A 17,802-nucleotide genomic window follows, 5' to 3' on the forward strand; every position below is an offset into this window, starting at 1 on the left:
CCCACGGAAAGCGAAGTGCCTGGAGCGGAAATCAACAGCCTAGTTAAACAAAGCCATTTATTAAGAGGAAAAATCAAAATAATTCCTTTTCAATAACCTTGGTATTTTCATTAAATCCTCAAAGGTAATTACTTTAGAAACCTGTTTACAATCAATTAAGAATAAGTGATTTTCTATTTCCTTTACTATTACCTCACTTTGGTAAGTCATAGAACAATCTCGACAGAAATAGGTAGGAGTATCTGAGATCTCGATTGCTCTCGTCCCATCAGGTAATTCCCAGTATACCGAGTCTACAATTCTATCTACGTTTGGACTAGCACACCATTCACATTCAATTTTCATACTCCCACCTCTTATTCTTTCATAACATCTACACTAGGTTGTGTTTCTGTGCTCCCCTTTTCCTTTTGGGTAACCGCTTTGAATTTTTTTTCTTTTAATTCATCTCGTTTACTCCGTTTATCCTTTAATGAAGTATGTGTAGGATCTTGATTGTAATCTTTACGGCGGTTTAGCCTTGTTATTCCTTCTGGAACAAGATTAAAATGCTGATCATTCATAATACCCGCAATTCCCGCAACAGATCTTTTTTCTTCCATCTCAGGATAAATTTCTTTAAAATAACCTTCCGCTCTTCCAGGGATGTAGTTTTCCGGCTCAGGATAAGAAGTAATCACACCCTCAAAATTACGAAGTACGACCTTTTCAGGACTTTGAGAAATTAAATAATTGGGCTGTAAAGCAATTTTTCCGCCTCCACCAGGTGCGTCAACCACGAATGTTGGTACTGCGTATCCAGACGTATGACCGCGGAGGCCCTCGATAATTTCAAGTCCTTTAGAGACAGGTGCCCGGAAGTGTCCAATGCCCTCTGAAAGATCACATTGATAAATATAGTATGGCCGTACTCGAATCTTTACAAGATCATGCATGAGTCTCTTCATGATTGGAACACTGTCATTAATACCTGCTAGAATGACAGATTGATTCCCTACAGGTACACCTGCATTGGCAAGCATTTCACAAGCTAGCTTAGAATCCTCTGTAATCTCAATAGATGTATTAAAATGGGTATTCAACCAAATTGGATGATACTTCTTTAGAATGTTGCAAAGGTTCTCTGTAATTCGTTGCGGGAAGACAACAGGTGCACGAGTCCCTATTCTAATTATTTCTACATGGTCAATTTCTCGTAAATTTTTAAGGATATATTCTAAAATATTATCATTTATTAATAACCCATCACCACCAGATATTAATACATCACGAACCTCTGGTGTTTGCCTAATATAGTTAATGGCTGCATCCAGTTGTTTTTTGGGGACACCCATTCCAATTTGACCTGAAAAGCGCCTCCTTGTACAATAGCGGCAATACATTGAACATTGATTGGTGACAAGAAAGAGAACACGATCGGGATAGCGGTGAGTTAATCCAGGGACAGGTGAATCTTCATCTTCATACAAAGGATCTTCAAGGTCATATTTTGTCTTATATATCTCTTTTGATATAGGCACTGATTGCATTCTGATTGGACAACGTGGGTCATCTGGATTCATTAATGATGCATAGTAAGGTGTAATATTTAAGGGGATTGTTTTAGTTGAGATTCTTACCCCCTCTTCTTCTTCTGGAGTTAAATTAATTACTTTCTTAAGATCATCTAAAGTACGAATCGTATTTGTTAATTGCCAGAGCCAATCATTCCATTGCTCTTCTGTTACATCTTTCCAAAGTTCTATATCCTTCCAGTACCTGCTTGGTTTATATAGGAATTGCTTCATATTCATTTCCCCCTATCTGGCTTTACTAAATAATATGCAAGTTTCATGCCAACGTTATAAAACCGCAAGGGAAGTGTTTTTTTCTAAAATTTCATAAATTTCAGTTTTTATAACATGAAAAAATGCCGAAAAATCGGCACTTATTATTCCATCCACTTCTTGATTTTGTATTGTAGTGTTTGTCTAGGAATCTCCAAAAGTTTCGCCGCTTGATTCACATTACCTTCACTCAATTCAAGAGCATTCATAATAAGTTCTCTTTCTAATTTCTCCATATTTTTTCTTAATGATAAACTTTCTAACTGGTGATTAGTCTTACCTTTTGAAGGGGCAGCATGATGTTTCAGCATCATAGGCAATTCTTCAACGCTTAACTGTGTCCCTTCACAAACATTCATCATATATTCAAGCGTATGTTTTAGTTCTCTTACATTTCCAGGCCATTGATATTCAATAAAAAACAACTCAAGTTTCTTTTCCAAACCATAAATATTTTTCTCGAGTTTACGGTTAAATTCCTTCATAAAAAAGTTTGTTAAAAATAAGATATCATCTTTTCTCTCTCTCAATGGGAGAAGAGAAAAAGTGAACACATTTAACCGGTAATAGAGATCAGATCGAAGTTTTTGGTCTTGAAGTGCTATACTCGGATGCACATTCATTGCTGCAATTACACGTACATCTACAGAAATGTTTTGCGAACTTCCGACCCTTCTAACAATTCCGTCCTCTAACACCCTTAACAGCTTTGCTTGTAGTTCAATGGGCATCGTATGTAATTCATCAAGAAATAAAGTTCCCCCATCAGCAAGTTCAAATAAGCCTTTACGGTCCACAGCACCAGTATAGCTTCCTTTAGCTGTACCAAAAAGAATACTTTCTAATAAAGTTTCCGGAATAGCTGCACAATTTTGAGCTATAAATGCACCTCCAGAACGGATGGATTCGTGATGAATCCCCTGTACGAATAACTCCTTACCCGTCCCGGATTCCCCATAAACAAGGATAGGAGAATCTGATTTTGCGAGTTTCTTCCCTTCCTCTTTCGTACTGATAAAAACGGGGTTTACCGTTTTTAAATCCGCAAATGTATAATTTACTTGCTTTATTACCTTTTTCTTGGTGCTCCTCTTTACACCTTTTTGTAAATCTAATAGCCTTTCGGCAAGGAGCTTCATCCGTGAATAGTCTTTTGCAATTTCAACTGCACCGATAATTTCTTTTCCTAAAAAAATTGGTAAAGTGGTATTAATGGTATCAATTCTAGTACCATGGACATTTAGATAAACCTGTGTTTGGTTGTAGATAGGCTTACCCGTTTTAATCACTTTTAATAGAGTACTAGATTCCTCTGTCAGGGAGGGAAATGCATCAATTAAATGCTTCCCTTGTACTTCCTTTACTCCCATGCCATCATGCTTAGCTGCTACTTCATTGTAAAAGATTGTTTTTCCTTCTGTGTTAACAACATGAATACCTTCATCTATACTTTTTAGAATTGCTGATAAAACTTCTTCTGTTAAAGCTGTTAATTGAACCATTAAATCACCTGCCCTTCTTGCCATTTTTCAAGGTGCCAAAAATTCGGCATATGCAGCCGAATTTTTAGCAGGTTGCCAGATTTTTCACCCACATATTCATATTTTCTAACTTATCATAAATATAACAATTATTCATTAATCTTCCACGATAGGAATATCCAAGCTGAAATAAAACAGCATTCATACCGAATGATAACGACCTCGCAATTGAATAAGAACAAAAGATTCCCCTTTTTTTCAATTCACCCTCAAGCTCTTGAAGGAGCATCTTCATTAATCCATACTTCCTGTGTTCGGTTAAGGTGGCACAATCTGTTAATTCTGCATTCTTATAAAAAGAATTTATTTCAGCAGAGGCTGCACTGACAATTTTGCCTTGATGGAAATAAACGTAATAAATCGTCCCATCTTCCATCGTCTTTTTTATATATTCCGGATCATGCAACGGTGTTGGGTAAACCTGAAAAACTTGGCGATACAACGTGGATAACTCATCGACACAATTATCATCTGCCTTCTTCAACTCATATTCCTTAGGTGGAAAAATTTTTTCCATGGTGGGGTCTAATTGATAAATACTATGAATCATTCCATCCTCGGTTATCCAATGATCGTTTTTTTTACGGTCCTGTGAATAAAACTTTGAAAAGAAAAAAGCATCAGAACCCAAAAAATAACGATCTACCATCGCTTCAGGCTGAAGACCATTTTCCATTAATGCCAAAAAATCATTAGTCCTCCCTTTCATGATAAGCTTTTCTGCTTGATGCTGCTGAACTAGCTTCTCTACTTCTTTAAGAATTAATTTTACATTTCCACGATAATCATCAACCCGGATCCTTTTATTAAAAGGGTCTAGACAGACTTCGATAAAATACTTGTTTTCCTTAAGATAAATTGTGGATGCAGTCTGTTTCATTAATCTCTCTCCTTCACCACATAATACCTTCATTATTCCGTTTGTAGACCTATTTGAAAAAATGCCTGGCTTTGGAAGTAGCCAGACATTTTATATTTACTCCATCTTAAAGCTAATTAACTTTAATTCTGTCATTTCTTCAACAGCATACTTAATTCCTTCCCTCCCCATTCCACTAAGCTTTACTCCCCCATATGGCATTTGATCCACACGGAAGGTCGGGATTTCGTTAATCATAACCCCGCCTACTTCGAGTTTTTTAGCTGCTTTCAGCCCATAATGTATATCATTTGTAAAGATTCCTGCCTGTAGACCGTATTTTGAGTCATTTACAAGGTTAATGGCTTCCTCCATTGAGGTGAAGCGGTTAATATGAACAACAGGAGCAAAGACTTCTTCGCAAGAAATCTTCTCGCTAACTGGAACATCTACTAGAACAGTAGGCTGAAAGATTCCATCCTTAAAATTACCACCTGATTTAAGATCTGCCCCATTGGCAATTGCCTCATCAACCCATTCTTTTGTACGTTGAACATCCGCTCTAGTTATAAGTGCGGATACATCAGTTTGTTCGTCAAGTGGATCTCCCGCTTTTAACTTTTTCGTTTCTTCAATAAACTGTTCGACAAACTGATCTATCATTTTTTCATGTACAAAAACACGTTGAATGCTTATACATACTTGACCTTGATAGGAAAATGCCCCCGTAACGATTCTTGGAATGATTTTTTCCAAGCTAACTCCATCATCGACAATAACAGCGGAGTTGGAACCTAATTCAAGGGTTACTTTCTTTAGCCCTGAATTTTCACGAATATATTTCCCCACCTGGGGACTGCCGGTAAAAGTAATCATCTTAATTCTTTCGTCTTTCATCAATAAATCTCCCACCACACGGCCGCTTCCTGTGACCACATTTAAAGCACCCGATGGCAGTCCAGCACGTTTAAAATATTCAGCAATTTTATAAGCGGATAATGGTGTCTGACTCGCTGGTTTTAAGACAACTGTATTTCCTGCAGCAATGGCCGGACCAACTTTATGTGCTACAAGATTCATAGGAAAATTAAATGGAGTAATGGCTGCAATTACTCCAAGGGGTTCCCTAATTGTAAAAGCAAGTCTGCCTTCCCCACCAGGTGCTGCATCCATCGGAACCGTTTCTCCATGGATTCTTCTAGCCTCATGGGCAGCGAACGTGTAGGTCATAATGGTCCGGTCGACTTCAGCTCTCGCAGCTTTAAGAGGTTTTGCTGCTTCCTGAGAAATCAGCCTTGCACACTCTTCTCTTTCGCTTTTTAGAAGACTAGCTACTTTTTCTAATATTTCGGCACGTTTATAGGCAGGGATTTCTTGCATATCTACAGTAGCCTCATGCGCTGCAGTGATGGCTGCCACAACATCTTCCTGTTCAGCAACAGCAATATCAGCTATATGCTCCAGGTTATATGGGTTTTTTAATTTTACATAAGAAAGGGTTGGTCGATATTCACCGCCAATCCACAGTGACTGTTTCAAAAGACATCCTCCAATCTTTTTGTATCTAAATAAAATATTACAGTCTATTCATGCCAAATTAAGGATAGTCTACTAGCTAATCTTGACAACATTCTCCGATGGCATCTTCCAATACATCTAAACCTTCCTTTAATTGGTCATCTGTGATGACAAGCGGCGTTAGTAGTCGAATGATGTTCCCGAACAATCCAGCTGTCATAATAATAAGGCCATTTTGATGTGCTTTATGAATAATTTGTTGAACTAGTTCTTTATTTGGTGTTTTTGAATTTGAATCTGTAACAAACTCGATGGCACACATAGCACCAATATGCCGAACATCACCGACCTGAGGATATTGTTTCTTAAGAGCAGAAAATCGTTCTTGAAAAACCTTCCCTATCATTTCGGCCCGACTTAATAAATTTCCTTCTTCAATCGCTTTTATCACCTCAAGTGCTGCCACACAACCGAGCGGACTACCCCCATATGTTCCTCCAATTTCTCCAACATTTGGTGAGTCCATAATTTCCGCTCTACCTGTTACTGCACTAATTGGTAGACCTGCCCCCAATGACTTTGACATAGTCATTAAGTCAGGAACCACATCAAAATGCTCTATAGCAAACATTTTACCCGTTCTACCAAAGCCAGTTTGAACTTCATCAGCGATAAATAAGATTCCATGTTTTTCACATAGCTCCTTAACCCCTTTTACAAACTGCTTCGACGGGATGACAAAACCGCCTTCCCCTTGTATCGGTTCCATGATTACTGCTGCAATTTCTTCAGGCGGAACCTCACTTTGGAAGAAGGTTTCAAAGCGCTGTAATAAGATTGTATCTAATTGTTCAGGCTTATCGAATTCAGAGCGATAATAATAAGGATAAGCCCATTTATACGTTTCCGGAACGAACGGTCCAAATTCATATTTGTAGGGTTTCACCTTACTCGTTAAGGACATCGCCATGTAGGTACGTCCGTGAAAGCCTCTTTCAAATGATATGATTGCTTTCCTCCCAGTATACTTTCTTGCAATTTTCACAGCATTCTCGACAGCTTCTGCACCGCTATTTAAGAAGAATGTTTTCTTTTGATGGTTACCCGGAGAAATCCGATTAAGTGTTTCCGCTAATTTAACATATGGTTCATACATCATGACATGGAAGCAGGGATGAAGGTAGGCATCAATTTGCTGATGTAGTGCTGCGACCACACCCGGGGGACAGTGACCCACATTTAAGGAACCAATTGCACCTGCAAAATCAATAAAGGTATTGCCATCAACATCCGTAATGAGTGCCCCTTCTCCCTTACTTGCAAATGTATGGATTGTATTAAACGGACCTTTCGGTACATTCTGCGCTTTTCTGGTGAGTAATTCTACCGCTTTTGGACCAGGAATCTTTGTTTTAAGTTGGATTGATCCCATTGGCTTCCCCCTCTTTTATTCACTAACTTCACACCACTTCATCAAGGTTAGAGCAATAATCTCGCTCGCCGCAAACAAATCCTCCAAATCAATGTGCTCATTCGCATCATGAGCTGTTTCGGTAATTCCCGGTCCGAATACGACAACTGGTGTATTACCAACAGTCGAAAGAATACCACCATCTGTTCCCCATGGACTCGCCTCAACGAGCGGTGGGTTCCCTTTCACCTCTATAAAACTCGTAGATAGTTCATTCATTAACGGATGATCACTTTCTAAACTTCCCGGCAGCCACCTGCCTCCAAACCACTCAATTTGAAGAGGATTTACCTGTAACCATTCATCCGATTCATTCAATTCCTGTAGGCATGCCTCCATTTCTAACTTGGCGGCTTGAATCGTTTCTTCTGGTGCCACACCCATTCTGCCCTCAATAATGGCGGTGTCAGGCACCGAAGAAGGCCATTCTCCGCTGTTAATCTTTCCAATATTAATAGGAATGGGAATAGGTGTTTTTTCAAAGAGAGGGTCATTAATCTTAGCATTCCTATCTATCTCTAAATGTTGTAATCTTTGAATGACAAGCATTGATTTTTCAATCGCACTTACCCCTTCATATCTAGTGCCACCATGTGCCGCCCTTCCCTTAATCGTGATTCTGAACCACATTGAACCCTGTTGTTTTGGGAAAAATTTCATATTGGTTGGTTCTGTTATAATTGCTCCGTCCGCCCTGTATCCTCTCAAGACGGCAGCTAGCGTTCCTGCTCCACCACTCTCTTCTTCTATGACACTTTGAAAAATCACATCCCCTTTTAATTTAATTCCGTTTGCAATTAAGGATTCAATTGCCATTAAAAGAGCCACATTCCCCCCTTTCATATCTGTAGCTCCTCTTCCATAAAGCTTACCGCACTCAATCACTCCACTAAATGGGTCATGTCTCCAATTTGATTCATCCCCAACAGGCACAACATCAATATGACCGTTTAAAATAATTGATTTCCCACCGCCTGATCCTTTTAGAACGGCAACTAGATTAGGATTTCCTTCAAAGCTCTGACGGTCACAACAATAGGCTGGATGGTTTTTTAGTTCTTCACCTCCAATTTCCCATATATCGAGGATCAAACCCATTTGACGGCATTTTTCAATAACAATGGCCTGAGTACTACTTTCATTTCCCCTAGTGCTATTCTCCTGTACAAGGATTTGTAACAGTCTTGCCCCTCTCGCTCGATTCTCCTTTAACCAATGCTTGATACGGCTTTCATAGTTTTGCATACTCACTCACTCCTTCGACCTGCGTCCGGTTTAGTACGGAATTTTGCGGATTTGTTCTTCTATTTTGAAATGACATCCAGTTTTGCTTTTCACATCAGCTAAACTGTACGGCGCAAACAGCTCTGTCAAAAGTAACCCCTCTTCATTAACCTTGAATACAGCTAATTCTGTGATGATCAGATTCACACAGCCTGCCGATGTTAATGGTAATGAGCAAGTTTCAACAATTTTTGGTTTTCCATTTTTATCACAATGATTCATAACGACAATGACTTTTCTTGCCTTCTGAGCAAGTTCCATCGCACCTCCCATGCCTGGAACCTTTTTTCCGGGGACAATCCAGTTTGCCAAATCTCCTTTTTGACTTACCTGAAGTGAACCAAGAATGGTAATATCCACTCTCCCTCTTCGGATCATTCCAAAAGCAATAGAACTATCACAATAGGAGCCGCCCTTGTTCAATGTAACGGGAAATCCCCCTGCATTACATAGGTTCTCATCCTCTTCTCCTTTTACCGGGCTTGGTCCCATTCCGGTAATCCCGTTTTCGGCATGGAACATAACTATTGTTTCCTTTGTTAGGTGGTTTGGTACTAATGAGGGAATACCAATACCAAGGTTAACGACCATCCCATTTTGAATTTCCTCGGCAGCTCTTTTTGCAAGTTTATCCCTAAGATCTATTCCCATGCCCATTTCCAATTCACCCCCTTAGTTGGAATGACATAATCAACGAATACTCCTGGGGTAATAATTTCGTCAGGGTTAAGACTTCCCATTGGAACAATTTCTTCTACTTCGGCAATTGTTAAATCCCCTGCCATTGCGACCAGTGGATTCGTATTTCGTGCGCTTTTGTCATAAATTAAATTTCCGTACTCATCAGCTTTCTTGGCATAAACAATAGAAACCTCTGCCGTTAAAGCATTCTCTATCAGATAGTCACTGCCATTTAGATGAATACGAGGTTTATTTTTAGAGACCATTTCATTGTCCATCCCAATATCAGATAAAATGGCTGCTAATCCAACACCTCCAGCTCGAATTCTTTCTATCAAAATACCCTGAGGGGAAAACTCCACTTCAAGCTTCCCTGCATGCATAAGGTCTCCTGCTATGGGGTTAGAACCAATATGGGATGCAATGACTTTTTTAGCTCTTCCACGACTAACTATTTTTCCTATTCCTATATGTGGGAAACCTGTATCATTTCCTATTAAGGTGAGCTCCCGGATTTCCTTATCCAGAATACCGTCAATTAATGTCGGGGGTGTTCCGACCCCGCCAAATCCCCCAAACATGATGGTCATTTCATCATGAAAAAATCTTAGAACAGCCTCTAATGTTGTAATTTTTCCGAACGAATTCTCCATTTAAGCATCACCAACCATTTCAGCATTTCTTACATTTAAAAAGGTTGTAAAAGTATCCTTGAGTAAACCCACAAGCTCTTCAATTTCTCTTTTTGTAATGATTAATGGCGGCGAAATAATGATAGAGTCACCATTCATCCCATCAATTCCTGCACCTGCCGGGTAAATGATTAATCCTTTTTCCTTAGCCAATGCCACCATTTTTTGTGTGACTAAAGCATTTCTTGGGAATGGTGTTTTATCAGTTTGATTTTCGACAAATTCTATACCTAGAAGCAGCCCTTTGCCGCGTACATCCCCAATAAATGAAAATTGACCTTTTAGTTTTTCAATCTGATTTTTCAAATAAATCCCCTTATTTTCTACTTCATTAATAATCTTGTATTTTTCTAAGTATTCAAGAACGGCTAACGCAACTGCACATGATTGGGGGTTTGCGCTTAACGTATGTCCGCTCATTACTGATTTAGAACCAGCCAAAATGGGTTCCATCACCTTCTCACTCGCTACAGCGGCTGCAATTGGTGCATATCCTGCGCCCATTCCTTTTCCAAAAGCTACAATATCAGGGGTTACCTCCCATTGCTCACATGCAAGCATAGTTCCTGTTCGCCCGAAACCTGTCATTACTTCATCCGCAATAAAAAGAATGTCATGTTTTTCACATATTTTTTTAATACTTTTAAAGTAATTTTTTGGTGGTGCAATCGCTCCCCCCGCAGCACCAATAACCGGTTCGGCTATAAAAGCAGCAATTTGTTCAGCACCTATCCTCATGATGGCTGTTTCTAGCTCTTGAGCACATAGATAATTACATGCTGGTGCCTCCAGATTATAGGGACAGCGATAACAATAAGGGGGATTAATTACTGGAAACTCTTCTAATAGTGGAACAAATCTAGCTCTTCTCCCTGTATGTCCGGACATAGAAAGTGCACCTAGAGTAATCCCATGGTAGCTGACCCACCTTGATAACACTTTTAATTTTGTTTTGACTCCTTTTTCCTGCCAGTATTGAATGGCCATTTTCATTGCCGTCTCAGTCGCCTCAGACCCGCTATTAACAAAGAAACTCCAGTTGAGGTCACCTGGTATTAATTCGGCTATTTTTTTGGCAAGTTTTTCTGCAGGTTTACTGGTAAATTGCGAACGATAAACAAACGACACTTTTTTAGCTTGGTCCTGCATGGCATCTATAATTTCCTCCGTACCATGACCAATATTGGCAGTTACTGCACCTGAGGCAGCATCCAAATATTTTTTTCCGTCCATATCAAATAGATAGACGCCCTTACCATAATCAATAACAGGGTATATTTCATCCAACATGGGTTTGATTAGAAATGAATTTTCCACTTTGACACCACTTTCTTTTAGGAAATAAGTAAGCCACTTATATAATTGTATGAAGTGGTTTTTCATTCTATCTCCATGTGTTCAGATGACAGAAAAAAAACAGGCTTTTGAGCCTGCCTTTTACTTTTTATGGGTAATATTATAGAATTACACTTAGACTGCTGAAGGAAATGATTATATGAACACAATAAAAAAGTTACAAACAAAATCCAAAGAGATTTCTACTATTCAATTAATTGTTATCTTTTATTTCTCTGCATTACTTATTTCTACGTTATTATTAAAAATCCCATTTGCACATCGTGAAAATGTGTCATTAAGTTTTATTGATGCCATGTTCACTTCTGCAAGTGCTATAAGTGTGACTGGACTAAGTGTGATTTCTATAAAAGATACATTTAATAACTTTGGCATAGTTCTCTTGTGCATCATTCTACAACTTGGTGGGTTAGGGGTTATGTCTTTAAGTACGTTCTTATGGATTATGCTGGGAAAAAAAGTGGGCCTTAAAGAAAGGCAGCTAATCATGATTGATCAAAACCAATCTAACCTATCTGGATTGGTTCAGCTGGCAAAAAGAATATTTATTATCATTATTTCTTTTGAATTTATTGGCGGTATTATTTTGGGTATACGATTTTTGAAATATTTCGACAGCCCCACATCTGCGTTTAAACATGGTTTCTTTTCATCCATTAGTGCAACCACTAACGCAGGATTTGATATAACTGGAGAGTCCCTTAATCCTTTTAACAATGACTACTTTATTCAAACAACTATTATTATTTTAATGATTGTGGGGGCAATTGGATTTCCAGTAATCGTTGAAGTTTTAGAATTCTTTTTAAGTCGTAAGCAAAAGAAAAAGTTTCATTTTACTCTTTTCACTAAGTTAACAACAGCTACATTTATCATCCTCACAGTAGTTGGAGCGTTGTTCATTTACATATTTGATAGTCGAAACTATTTTGTCAATAAAGAGTGGCATGAAGCCTTTTTTTATTCACTATTCCATTCAGCAACAACAAAAAGTGCAGGTTTAGCTACTATGGATATCAATGAATTCACTCCTAGTAATCAACTTTTCCTTTCTATTTTAATGTTTATCGGCGGCTCACCTAGCAGTGCAAGCGGAGGAATACGAACCACGACATTTGCTATAGCCATATTAGCCATCGTTTTTTACGCACAAGGAAAAAGTACGGTTAAAATATTCAGACGGGAATTACTTGGCGAAGATATTCTCAAATCATTTATCGTAATTACAACCGGTGCGTTCCTTTGTTTCTTTTCTATATTAGTTTTAACGATCACAGAGAAAGGGACTGTAATGGAAGTCATTTTTGAGGTTTCCTCTGCTTTTGGTACAAACGGACTGTCAATGGGGCTAACACCCAGATTAACTACATTTGGTGAGATTTTAATTATTATTTTAATGTTTATTGGAAGAGTTGGAATTATTACTTGTTTGCTTATTTTACGAGGAAAAGCCAGCAAGGAAAAGTTCAATTATCCGAAGGAAAAGGTAACCATTGGTTAAGCTTAATACAAAACGAGGAGGTGTACAATCACCTCCTCGTTTTATATTAACACTCGCAGAAAGCTACGGGTTAAGCCATTATTGTTACTTGTTTTTGTTCCGTTGGTGTTTTTTCAATAATATCTCTAGCGATCCAAACCCCACAAGCACTAGCCTGCGCCAGACCTCGAGTGATTCCTGCTCCATCCCCACCAACATAAAGGCCGCTAATTTCAGACTCGAATCGGTCGTTTAACTTTGGTCTTGCAGAGTAAAATTTTGCTTCCACACCGTAGAATAAAGTATGCTCAGACGCGAGACCAGGAGTAACCTGATTTAGAGCCTCAGTCATCTCAATCAAACTTTTTAATGTATTATATGGAAGGACTAAACCAAGATCTCCAGGGACCGCTTCCTTCAAAGTAGGCTCAAGGAAACCTTCCTTAATCCTCTTTTCAGTCGATCTTCTGCCTTTTAAAATATCCCCGTACTTTTGAACAATTAAGCCACCGTTCGAAAGGGTGTTGGCAAGTCGAGAAATTTCATGCGCATATTCATTCGGCTGATCAAATGGTTCAGAGAAAGTATGGGATACGAGTAAGGCAAAATTCGTATTCGAGCTTCCTAGCTTTGGATCTTTATAGGCATGGCCGTTAGCTAGCATGATACCCGAATGATTTTCCACCACCACATGTCCAGAAGGATTACTACAAAAAGTTCGCACTCTAGTCCCCACTGATGTGTTAAACACAAATTTCCCCTCATATAAATGCTCGTTTATTTCCTGCATAACAATATTGGAGGTTTCCACTCGAACACCTATATCCACTTGGTTACTACTCATTCGTAATCTTCGTGATTTTAATAGATCAGAAAGCCATTTAGACCCATCTCGTCCCGGGGTAATTACCACCTTATCTGCATAAATATTTTGGTCAGCCTTCAGTTTAATTCCTTTAACCACATGTCCATTTGCTGTTTTTTCGGTAATTAAATCCTCTACTTCCGTTTTGAAGGACATCTCGATTTTTGTTGCTAAATATTCAAAAATACTTTTTAAGATTTCTAGATTTTGCTCCGTTCCGAGGTGACGTACTTGGGCACGCAATAATTTAAGCCCCGCAGCATAGCCACGGCGTTCAATATCCCTTACTTCATCCGTTAATGGATCCGTAATACTTTCAGTTGCACCATGCTTTAAATTAATCTCATCAACGTAACGAATTAACTCAACTACTTGGGAATCCGAAAGATAATCAGTCATCCAGCCACCAAATTCACTGGTAATATTAAACTTCCCATCAGAGTACGCGCCAGCACCACCAAAACCATTGGTAATCGAGCAGGCTGGTAAACAGCCCGCAAATTCTTTTCTTCCGGCAGCAGGAGGGCATTTTTCTATTTTTTTCTGTAAGATTGGGCAATTTCTTCGATAAATATCATGTCCTTTATCCACTAATAGCACCTTTGCGTTCGGCATTTTTAGCGTAAGTTCATAGCAGGTAAAAATCCCTGCAGGGCCAGCACCCACTACAATCACATCATATTTCGTATTCATTGTCCAATACCTCCAAAGTCATTTTACTCATCCATTGGTAAATATATCAGACGGTAGGGGTATCGTCAACATTAAAAACGAACTATTTTTTATTAAAATAGTTTAATGTTCGCCTTTTGGTTTATTATCAGAAAAATACCCATAAAAAATGACTCATGGAGAACATCCATGAGTCAGCCCTATTTTATTTAGCAAAAGTTCCAGCTTGCTCCGATGATGATTAATAAGATAAACAATACAACGATTAACGCAAATCCTCCAAAACCAAAGCCAACTCCACATCCAGTTGCAGGGTATGCAGGGTAACCACAGCACCCATCAAAACCACCATATCCGTATCCATGATACATAACATTCACTCCTCGATAATTTGTTTCTTTTCCCTGTTACTTTATGAACTAGATACTTGACCTGTATGTGCATTCGCCTATATTATGAAAGACAATGATAAAAATTGCAGGTGAAACCATGAAGTCAATGATTAAAAGTTTTATTAATGGGATCTTAACGATTGTTCCAATTATTCTTGTTTTCTATGTTATTTATAAGACATTTCTCTTTTTAGACGGCTTGCTTGGCAATAGCTTGAAACCCTTTTTAAAGGAAGATTATATTCCAGGTTTCGGATTACTAACCACCATCATCTTAATTACCCTTTTAGGCTGGCTGTCAACAAAATTTATAACGAGCAAGATAATCAAACTAATTGATCATCTACTGGAAAGAATCCCAATTGTTAAAACCATTTATTCAGTCATAAAAGATACCGTCCAATCCTTTCTTGGTGAAAAGAAAGCCTTCTCCAAGGTTGCACTTGTAGTCATTCCTGGAACTGACATGCGGAGTATGGGTTTTATAACTTCCGAACAGGTAGAGGATTTTTATAGTCCACTAAAGGATCATGTGGCAGTCTATATCCCACAAACCTTTCAGGTAGCTGGATTTACATTTCTTATCCCAAAGGACCAGGTGGAGATTATCGATGTTAAGCCTGAGGACGCAATGAAGTTTATCCTCTCAGGAGGAATGACCTCAACATCGAAACAAAAGGGAAAAGGATTAAAATAAAAAGCCGCTAACGCAGCGGCTTTTTATTTTTATAGGAAAGCTTAGTATTCGACTTCGAGAATTGTCCAGCTCCAGCGCTTTTCTTACTTTGCTTTAAATAATTTTACGAACTCCCCGTACCCCTCCTCTTCCAGTTTTTCCTTGGGAATAAACCTTAAAGCGGCCGAGTTAATACAGTATCGTAAGCCTGTTGGATGGGGTCCGTCATCAAACACATGGCCTAAATGGGAGTCAGCTGTTTTGCTTCTGACTTCCGTCCGAACCATAAAATGGCTGAAATCAGATTTTTCTATGACTTCTTCCTCTTTGATCGGCTTCGTAAAACTTGGCCAGCCACATCCGGCATCAAATTTATCTAACGAGCTAAATAAAGGCTTACCTGAGACAAGGTCAACATAAATTCCGTCTCTAGTTTCATTCCAATACTCATTTCTGAAAGGAGGCTCTGTCCCATTATTTTGTGTTACTTCATATTGAATCGGAGTTAATTCCTGTTTTAACTTATCCTTATTTATCACTTTCATCTCCCCAATGCTTTTGGATAAAACCTGCCCTACCCGAGCCTATATGATATGACTCATAATGAGCGCGATTTTTCTTATAATACTGCTGATGGTATTCTTCAGCCGGATAAAAGGTCTTAGCAGGCAATATTGGAGTAACAATTGGTTTACTAAACCTGCCACTTTCCTGCAACGCTTTCTTGGATTCTTCAGCCAAATTTTTTTGCATTTCGTTATGGTAAAAAATCACCGTTTGATATGATTGTCCGCGGTCATAAAATTGACCACCAGGATCTGTTGGATCAATTTGCTGCCAAAATAATTCAAGCAATTGTTCGAAAGGAAATATTCCAGGATCATAAGTAATTTGAACAGCCTCAAAATGCCCTGTCGTCTCCGAACATACCTGCTGATAGGTAGGATTTTCAACTGTTCCTCCTGTATATCCGGAAACAACGCTTATTATTCCTGGTTGTTCATCAAATGGTTTGACCATACACCAAAAACAACCGCCGGCAAAAGTAGCGACTTCGTAGTTTTTCTCCAAAAACCCCACCCTTTCTGTTGGTTATTGTCTGTAATAAAAGTATACAGAATGTTGATATAAAAATAAAATCTACTGTTTTATACAAAAAAGTCGAAGCAGTTTACACTGTTTCGACTTCATTTTTTCTAATGACTCTTCCGTTGTTTCATCTGTTTATTAATACTTTTCCATTGTTTTCGAACTTCTGCTTGGGCACGTTTATCAGACTTTCTCTCAATAAAAGCCAATTCTTTTTGCAGCTTCTTATAGCTCGTTAGCCTTTCAACTGTAACGAATCCCTCTCCTATCGCATTAACAATTGCACAACCTGGCTCATTCCTATGTTGACAATCACGGAAGCGGCATTGTCCAGCCAATTCCTCAATTTCCGAAAAGGTATCAGTTAAGCCTTCTGAACTTTCCCATAGCTGTAATTCTCTCATTCCAGGAGTATCAATGAGTACACAGCCATTCGGTAAAAGAATCATCTCTCTATGGGTTGTCGTATGTCTTCCTTTATCATCACCCATCCTTATTTCCTGAACAAGTTGCTTTTCTTTCCCTAGTAACCTGTTAGTTAACGTCGATTTCCCCACCCCTGATGACCCAAGCAGGGCAATTGTTTTTCCCGGTTTTAGGTAGGGCTCTAAGCTCGCAACACCAAGACTCGTTTCACAGCTGATTGGAATAACAGGTACAGTGCCCAAGGCAATAGCTTCCACTTCTTTCAGTTTCCCATGGATGTCTGAACAAAGATCAGCTTTACTTAAAACAATTACCGGTGATGCCCCACTTTCCCACGATAACAATAAATACCTTTCAATTCTCCTTAGATTTAGATCCTCATTTAGTGAATTAACTAAAAATACTGTATCCACATTTGTAGCTACAATCTGCTCTTCTGCTGTGTCACCTGCAGCTTTTCTTGAGAATTTACTTTTTCGTTGTAATACGGCCATAATTGTGCCCTTTTCTTCTGAAAATCTAGGTTTCAAACAAACCCAATCTCCTACAGCAGGGAAATCCTCACGGTTCTGAGCTTGAAAGCTAAATTTCCCTGATACTTCACATAGTAGCTCACCTTGCTCCGTCCATACTCGATACAAGTGCTTATGCTCAAGTGCTACACGCCCAAGAATTAATTCTTCACTTGTTTTAACATGATCAAAATCATTTTTTACTTTATCGGTTAATCCCATTGTTACTAAATTCATCCTTAAATTCCTCCAGCGAGAATGTATTTTTTGCATAATAAAAAACCATAGGCACACACAGCCCATGGTTTTACTCACGTAGTGGAATAAAGGGTAGAAATTTCCCTAAATAGAACCTTTTTGGGCTGTGCAAACAATATTCTGATAATGAGTTACACGAATATTTACAATTAACATTGCACTTCACCCGCTTTCAATAGTAATTATTTTAAGTATATGTTTAAT

General features: G+C 38.7%; 17 protein-coding genes. 2 read left to right on the forward strand and 15 right to left on the reverse strand.

The features are described from left to right. Nucleotides 1-60: 60 nt before the first annotated feature. From ABES03_RS07450 to ABES03_RS07495, 10 genes are all read right to left on the reverse strand, one after another. The gene (locus ABES03_RS07450) at nt 61-345 is read right to left on the reverse strand and encodes a YokU family protein (RefSeq protein ID WP_430116475.1); all 285 of its coding nucleotides are present in this window, start codon (nt 343-345) and stop codon (nt 61-63) included. An 11-nt stretch (nt 346-356) separates the two neighbouring features. After that, complete coding sequence (gene ablA / locus ABES03_RS07455; RefSeq protein ID WP_430116477.1) at nt 357-1,787, reverse strand: lysine 2,3-aminomutase; 1,431 nt, start codon at nt 1,785-1,787, stop codon at nt 357-359. Nucleotides 1,788-1,930: 143 nt separating this feature from the next. Next, on the reverse strand, nt 1,931-3,328 hold the full coding sequence (locus tag ABES03_RS07460; protein WP_430116478.1) for a sigma-54 interaction domain-containing protein: 1,398 nt from the start codon (nt 3,326-3,328) through the stop codon (nt 1,931-1,933). 64 nt (nt 3,329-3,392) lie between these two features. Beyond that, nucleotides 3,393-4,247: a putative beta-lysine N-acetyltransferase gene (gene ablB / locus ABES03_RS07465; RefSeq protein ID WP_430116480.1), complete on the reverse strand. Its 855-nt coding sequence runs from the start codon at nt 4,245-4,247 to the stop codon at nt 3,393-3,395. A 96-nt stretch (nt 4,248-4,343) separates the two neighbouring features. Next, nucleotides 4,344-5,765 carry an aldehyde dehydrogenase family protein gene (locus ABES03_RS07470; RefSeq protein WP_430116482.1) on the reverse strand — a complete coding sequence of 474 codons (1,422 nt, stop codon included), beginning with the start codon at nt 5,763-5,765 and terminating at the stop codon, nt 4,344-4,346. 76 nt (nt 5,766-5,841) lie between these two features. Continuing rightward, nucleotides 5,842-7,176: a 4-aminobutyrate--2-oxoglutarate transaminase gene (gene gabT, locus ABES03_RS07475; RefSeq protein WP_430116483.1), complete on the reverse strand. Its 1,335-nt coding sequence runs from the start codon at nt 7,174-7,176 to the stop codon at nt 5,842-5,844. Nucleotides 7,177-7,191: 15 nt separating this feature from the next. Next, a complete protein-coding gene (locus tag ABES03_RS07480; RefSeq protein WP_430116485.1) occupies nt 7,192-8,460 on the reverse strand; it encodes a peptidase in 1,269 nt (422 codons plus the stop codon). 30 nt (nt 8,461-8,490) lie between these two features. After that, nucleotides 8,491-9,156, reverse strand: coding sequence for a 3-oxoacid CoA-transferase subunit B (locus ABES03_RS07485; protein ID WP_430116487.1), 666 nt, complete (start codon nt 9,154-9,156; stop codon nt 8,491-8,493). Further along, nucleotides 9,141-9,833, reverse strand: a complete 693-nt coding sequence (locus ABES03_RS07490) for a 3-oxoacid CoA-transferase subunit A (RefSeq protein WP_430116489.1) — start codon at nt 9,831-9,833, stop codon at nt 9,141-9,143. The genes ABES03_RS07485 and ABES03_RS07490 overlap by 16 nt, the downstream gene beginning before the upstream one ends. Beyond that, the gene (locus ABES03_RS07495) at nt 9,834-11,255 is read right to left on the reverse strand and encodes an aspartate aminotransferase family protein (protein ID WP_430116491.1); all 1,422 of its coding nucleotides are present in this window, start codon (nt 11,253-11,255) and stop codon (nt 9,834-9,836) included. It lies immediately after the preceding gene. 112 nt (nt 11,256-11,367) lie between these two features. Between ABES03_RS07495 and ABES03_RS07500 the strand changes: the two genes are divergently transcribed. Then, on the forward strand, nt 11,368-12,729 hold the full coding sequence (locus ABES03_RS07500) for a TrkH family potassium uptake protein (protein ID WP_430116493.1): 1,362 nt from the start codon (nt 11,368-11,370) through the stop codon (nt 12,727-12,729). Between the two features lie 70 nt (nt 12,730-12,799). On the opposite strand, the gene ABES03_RS07505 is transcribed toward ABES03_RS07500, so the two are convergent. Beyond that, the gene (locus tag ABES03_RS07505) at nt 12,800-14,266 is read right to left on the reverse strand and encodes an NAD(P)/FAD-dependent oxidoreductase (protein WP_430116495.1); all 1,467 of its coding nucleotides are present in this window, start codon (nt 14,264-14,266) and stop codon (nt 12,800-12,802) included. 188 nt (nt 14,267-14,454) lie between these two features. Then, nucleotides 14,455-14,616, reverse strand: a complete 162-nt coding sequence (locus ABES03_RS07510) for a YjcZ family sporulation protein (RefSeq protein ID WP_430116498.1) — start codon at nt 14,614-14,616, stop codon at nt 14,455-14,457. Between the two features lie 118 nt (nt 14,617-14,734). Between ABES03_RS07510 and ABES03_RS07515 the strand changes: the two genes are divergently transcribed. Continuing rightward, a complete protein-coding gene (locus ABES03_RS07515; protein WP_430116500.1) occupies nt 14,735-15,334 on the forward strand; it encodes a DUF502 domain-containing protein in 600 nt (199 codons plus the stop codon). Nucleotides 15,335-15,417: 83 nt separating this feature from the next. Here ABES03_RS07515 and msrB read toward each other — a convergent pair whose 3' ends face one another. The 3 genes from msrB to rsgA all read right to left on the reverse strand — a co-directional run bounded on the left by msrB (nt 15,418) and on the right by rsgA (nt 17,577). Beyond that, nucleotides 15,418-15,858 (reverse strand): peptide-methionine (R)-S-oxide reductase MsrB, encoded by a 441-nt coding sequence (gene msrB, locus ABES03_RS07520; protein ID WP_430116502.1) that lies wholly within the window; start codon nt 15,856-15,858, stop codon nt 15,418-15,420. After that, nucleotides 15,842-16,333, reverse strand: a complete 492-nt coding sequence (gene msrA, locus ABES03_RS07525) for a peptide-methionine (S)-S-oxide reductase MsrA (RefSeq protein WP_430116655.1) — start codon at nt 16,331-16,333, stop codon at nt 15,842-15,844. Before msrA ends, msrB begins: the two co-directional genes overlap by 17 nt. Nucleotides 16,334-16,509: 176 nt before the next feature. Next, nucleotides 16,510-17,577: a ribosome small subunit-dependent GTPase A gene (gene rsgA / locus ABES03_RS07530; RefSeq protein ID WP_430116505.1), complete on the reverse strand. Its 1,068-nt coding sequence runs from the start codon at nt 17,575-17,577 to the stop codon at nt 16,510-16,512. Nucleotides 17,578-17,802 lie beyond the last annotated feature (225 nt).

Origin of the sequence: Neobacillus rhizosphaerae, from assembly GCF_050477885.1 — a bacterium.
In the GTDB taxonomy this organism is placed as follows: Bacteria; Bacillota; Bacilli; order Bacillales; family Cytobacillaceae; genus Neobacillus; species Neobacillus rhizosphaerae_A.